This is a genomic window from Flavobacterium sp. LM5 (genome assembly GCF_002017945.1).
Classification (GTDB): domain Bacteria; phylum Bacteroidota; class Bacteroidia; order Flavobacteriales; family Flavobacteriaceae; genus Flavobacterium; species Flavobacterium succinicans.
This window is the reverse complement of record NZ_MUFX01000035.1, coordinates 1-4,444: the sequence shown is the minus strand read 5'-3', so window position 1 is coordinate 4,444 and position 4,444 is coordinate 1. Positions and strand designations below refer to the sequence as shown.

Sequence of the window (4,444 nt, the reverse complement as noted above, 5' to 3'; positions counted from 1 at the left end):
CACCAATAATTACTGTACCTGGTTCAATAGTAAGAACGGCATTATTATTTACATAAACAGGACCTTGCAAAAGATAAATATTTCTTTTCAGCAATTTGGTGTCCGTTGATATGTTACCTGCTAAAATTTGATTCGCCTCACCATAATCTAATCGGGTAGGCTTAAATTCCGTCCAATTGTTTAACCAATTCAAAGAACCAAAAATACCTTTTTCTTGTTGTGCCTGAACAGAACAAGTAAACAATAGCATTAAAGCTAAAATCTGAGTTATTTTTTTCATAAGATTTAAAGATTTAGGGCGTTTCTTTTAAAAATCGATGACTTGCGATAAATTGGTTATTTTAGTAGGTAGGTTATTTGTAAACTTATTTATAAAAAACAAGTCTTAGGAGTTAATTATCTCCTAGACTGTTTAAAGATTTTAAAGTTTCTTCGTAGAATAAAATAGCTGAAATTAAATTTCCTTTATCTGCATAAGGCACCATTTTTCTTTGAAAATCAACGGTTACATCCAAAAATGAATTCATACTTTCCGCTTGAGTATTCAATGCTTTAGTATTGTTTGCATCTTCTGGAATACCTAAATCCGTCAAAGTAACTCCTGGTTTGCTAACCAAGGCAATATAAGGTAACGTTTTAACCAACACTTTGATTCTCTCAATATACAATTCCAACAAAGGTCCTTTTTGCAAAGTTTCCAATTCTGGCTTTGAATAGTATTTTTTTACCAAAGCTGTTCTACTAATAATACTCTGAGGCGCTTTAGTTTGTGCTGAAGCAACTCCAACTGTTAATAATAATACTAACCCAAAAAAAATAATTTTCCCTTTCATGCTTTTCTTTTTTGTTAATTAAAATGTTAATAACAAAAATAAACAAATTAAATTAACTCACAACTTTTAGCCATAATTTTATGCGTAAAAAATAGTACATATATTAAAAAAAAATGTATTTCATCGATAAAAAAAGTCTTTAACCCCTTGTTTTTATGCTACTTATACGTCAAAACACATCAAGTATTAACAAGAAATAAAGTCAAGAAAATTAAAAATTTAACAAATAAAAATTGTTAATAAACAGTAATTATTTACAAACCAAAAAAATAAAAACTCACCAAATTTACATCACGATAAAGATTACACTCTAATATTTTAGACTTTATCAATTTCTTTTATCTTTGCTCAATGCAATTTTCAGCTATACTAGGTCAAAAACACATCAAAAATCACCTCACTCAAAGTGCCTCTTCTGGCAGAATACCTCACGCACAATTATTTACAGGACCAGAAGGCTCGGGAACATTAGCTACCGCCATTGCTTATGCACAATATATTTTATGTCAAAACACCCTTTCTGATAATAGTAATGGGAATGAAAGTTGTAATCTAAAATTTGAAAGCCTAGGACATCCCGATTTGCATTTTGTGTATCCCACTGTAAGTACCGAGGAGGTAAAAAGCAAACCCAAAAGCATCGATTTTATTTCAGAATGGAGAGCTTTTGTATTACAAAACCCCTATGGCAGTTTATCGGATTGGTACGCATTTTTAGGGGTACAGAATAAGCAAGGTGAAATAAGAGTAGATGATGCGCAAGAAATTCTTAAATCTTTAGCTCTAAAATCGTACGAGGGAGGACACAAAATAATGATTGTTTGGATGGCGGATAAACTCAATACCGCAGCCGCAAACAAATTGTTAAAACTTTTGGAGGAACCACCCGAAAAAACCATTTTCATTTTAATTACTGAAAATGAAGAATCGCTCATTTCTACCATCCGATCGCGTTGTCAAGCCATTCATTTTAATGGTATTCCAGAAACAGAAATTACAAAAGCATTAATTGAATTACATAACATTGATTCAAAAATTGCTCAAAATATAGCTCATCAAGCGCAAGGAAATTATAACAAAGCACTCCATTTATTGCATCAAGATGCAGATGATTTAGTTTTTGAAGAGTGGTTTGTAGTTTGGGTACGTGCTGCTTTTAAAGCCAAAGGAAACGCCAGTGCCATTCAAGACTTGATTGAGTGGAGTGAACAAATAGCACAATTAGGAAGGGAAAGACAAAAAAAATTCTTGTCCTTTTGTATCGAAATGTTCCGACAAGCGCTATTACTGAACTATCAAGCCAATTCTTTGGTGTATATGGAACCCAAAGTAGAAAAATTTAAGTTGGAAAATTTTGCCCCTTTCATATGGTGCAACATTCAGCCTATTTATGCAAAAATAGCATGAGCCATGTACCATATTGAAAGGGGCAAAATTTTCCAACTTAAATTTTTCTACTTTGGGTTCCATATACACCAAAGAATTGGCTTGATAGTTCAGTAATAGCGCTTGTCGGAACATTTCGATACAAAAGGACAAGAATTTTTTTTGTCTTTCCCTTCCTAATTGTGCTATTTGTTCACTCCACTCAATCAAGTCTTGAATGGCACTGGCGTTTCCTTTGGCTTTAAAAGCAGCACGTACCCAAACTACAAACCACTCTTCAAAAACTAAATCATCTGCATCTTGATGCAATAAATGGAGTGCTTTGTTATAATTTCTTGCGCTTGATGAGCTATATTTTGAGCAATTTTTGAATCAATGTTATGTAATTCAATTAATGCTTTTGTAATTTCTGTTTCTGGAATACCATTAAAATGAATGGCTTGACAACGCGATCGGATGGTAGAAATGAGCGATTCTTCATTTTCAGTAATTAAAATGAAAATGGTTTTTTCGGGTGGTTCCTCCAAAAGTTTTAACAATTTGTTTGCGGCTGCGGTATTGAGTTTATCCGCCATCCAAACAATCATTATTTTGTGTCCTCCCTCGTACGATTTTAGAGCTAAAGATTTAAGAATTTCTTGCGCATCATCTACTCTTATTTCACCTTGCTTATTCTGTACCCCTAAAAATGCGTACCAATCCGATAAACTGCCATAGGGGTTTTGTAATACAAAAGCTCTCCATTCTGAAATAAAATCGATGCTTTTGGGTTTGCTTTTTACCTCCTCGGTACTTACAGTGGGATACACAAAATGCAAATCGGGATGTCCTAGGCTTTCAAATTTTAGATTACAACTTTCATTCCCATTACTATTATCAGAAAGGTGTTTTGACATAAAATATATTGTGCATAAGCAATGGCGGTAGCTAATGTTCCCGAGCCTTCTGGTCCTGTAAATAATTGTGCGTGAGGTATTCTGCCAGAAGAGGCACTTTGAGTGAGGTGATTTTTGATGTGTTTTTGACCTAGTATAGCTGAAAATTGCATTGAGCAAAGATAAAAGAAATTGATAAAGTCTAAAATATTAGAGTGTAATCTTTATCGTGATGTAAATTTGGTGAGTTTTTATTTTTTTGGTTTGTAAATAATTACTGTTTATTAACAATTTTTATTTGTTAAATTTTTAATTTTCTTGACTTTATTTCTTGTTAATACTTGATGTGTTTTGACGTATAAGTAGCATAAAAACAAGGGGTTAAAGACTTTTTTTATCGATGAAATACATTTTTTTTAATATATGTACTATTTTTTACGCATAAAATTATGGCTAAAAGTTGTGAGTTAATTTAATTTGTTTATTTTTGTTATTAACATTTTAATTAACAAAAAGAAAAGCATGAAAGGGAAAATTATTTTTTTTGGGTTAGTATTATTATTAACAGTTGGAGTTGCTTCAGCACAAACTAAAGCGCCTCAGAGTATTATTAGTAGAACAGCTTTGGTAAAAAAATACTATTCAAAGCCAGAATTGGAAACTTTGCAAAAAGGACCTTTGTTGGAATTGTATATTGAGAGAATCAAAGTGTTGGTTAAAACGTTACCTTATATTGCCTTGGTTAGCAAACCAGGAGTTACTTTGACGGATTTAGGTATTCCAGAAGATGCAAACAATACTAAAGCATTGAATACTCAAGCGGAAAGTATGAATTCATTTTTGGATGTAACCGTTGATTTTCAAAGAAAAATGGTGCCTTATGCAGATAAAGGAAATTTAATTTCAGCTATTTTATTCTACGAAGAAACTTTAAAATCTTTAAACAGTCTAGGAGATAATTAACTCCTAAGACTTGTTTTTTATAAATAAGTTTACAAATAACCTACCTACTAAAATAACCAATTTATCGCAAGTCATCGATTTTTAAAAGAAACGCCCTAAATCTTTAAATCTTATGAAAAAAATAACTCAGATTTTAGCTTTAATGCTATTGTTTACTTGTTCTGTTCAGGCACAACAAGAAAAAGGTATTTTTGGTTCTTTGAATTGGTTAAACAATTGGACGGAATTTAAGCCTACCCGATTAGATTATGGTGAGGCGAATCAAATTTTAGCAGGTAACATATCAACGGACACCAAATTGCTGAAAAGAAATATTTATCTTTTGCAAGGTCCTGTTTATGTAAATAATAATGCCGTTCTTACTATTGAACCAGGTACAGTAATTAT

Annotated in this window: 3 protein-coding genes and 3 pseudogenes; 3 read left to right on the top strand and 3 right to left on the bottom strand. The window is 32.0% G+C overall.

What is annotated here, in order from left to right:
- Both BXU11_RS17015 and BXU11_RS17010 read right to left on the bottom strand, forming a co-directional pair.
- Positions 1-280, bottom strand: a pseudogene (locus tag BXU11_RS17015) (hypothetical protein); the annotation flags it as partial.
- Between the two features lie 112 nt (positions 281-392).
- Positions 393-833: a hypothetical protein gene (locus BXU11_RS17010; RefSeq protein ID WP_024980591.1), complete on the bottom strand. Its 441-nt coding sequence runs from the start codon at positions 831-833 to the stop codon at positions 393-395.
- Positions 834-1,184: 351 nt separating this feature from the next.
- Between BXU11_RS17010 and BXU11_RS18205 the strand changes: the two genes are divergently transcribed.
- On the top strand, positions 1,185-2,240 hold the full coding sequence (locus tag BXU11_RS18205; RefSeq protein WP_078213371.1) for a DNA polymerase III subunit delta': 1,056 nt from the start codon (positions 1,185-1,187) through the stop codon (positions 2,238-2,240).
- A 263-nt stretch (positions 2,241-2,503) separates the two neighbouring features.
- On the opposite strand, the pseudogene BXU11_RS17000 reads toward BXU11_RS18205, so the two are convergent.
- Positions 2,504-3,267 (bottom strand): annotated as a pseudogene (locus BXU11_RS17000) (ATP-binding protein).
- Positions 3,268-3,616: 349 nt separating this feature from the next.
- On the opposite strand from BXU11_RS17000, the gene BXU11_RS16995 reads away from it, so the two are divergent.
- Positions 3,617-4,057: a hypothetical protein gene (locus BXU11_RS16995; RefSeq protein ID WP_024980591.1), complete on the top strand. Its 441-nt coding sequence runs from the start codon at positions 3,617-3,619 to the stop codon at positions 4,055-4,057.
- 112 nt (positions 4,058-4,169) lie between these two features.
- A pseudogene (locus tag BXU11_RS16990) lies at positions 4,170-4,444 on the top strand (hypothetical protein); the annotation flags it as partial.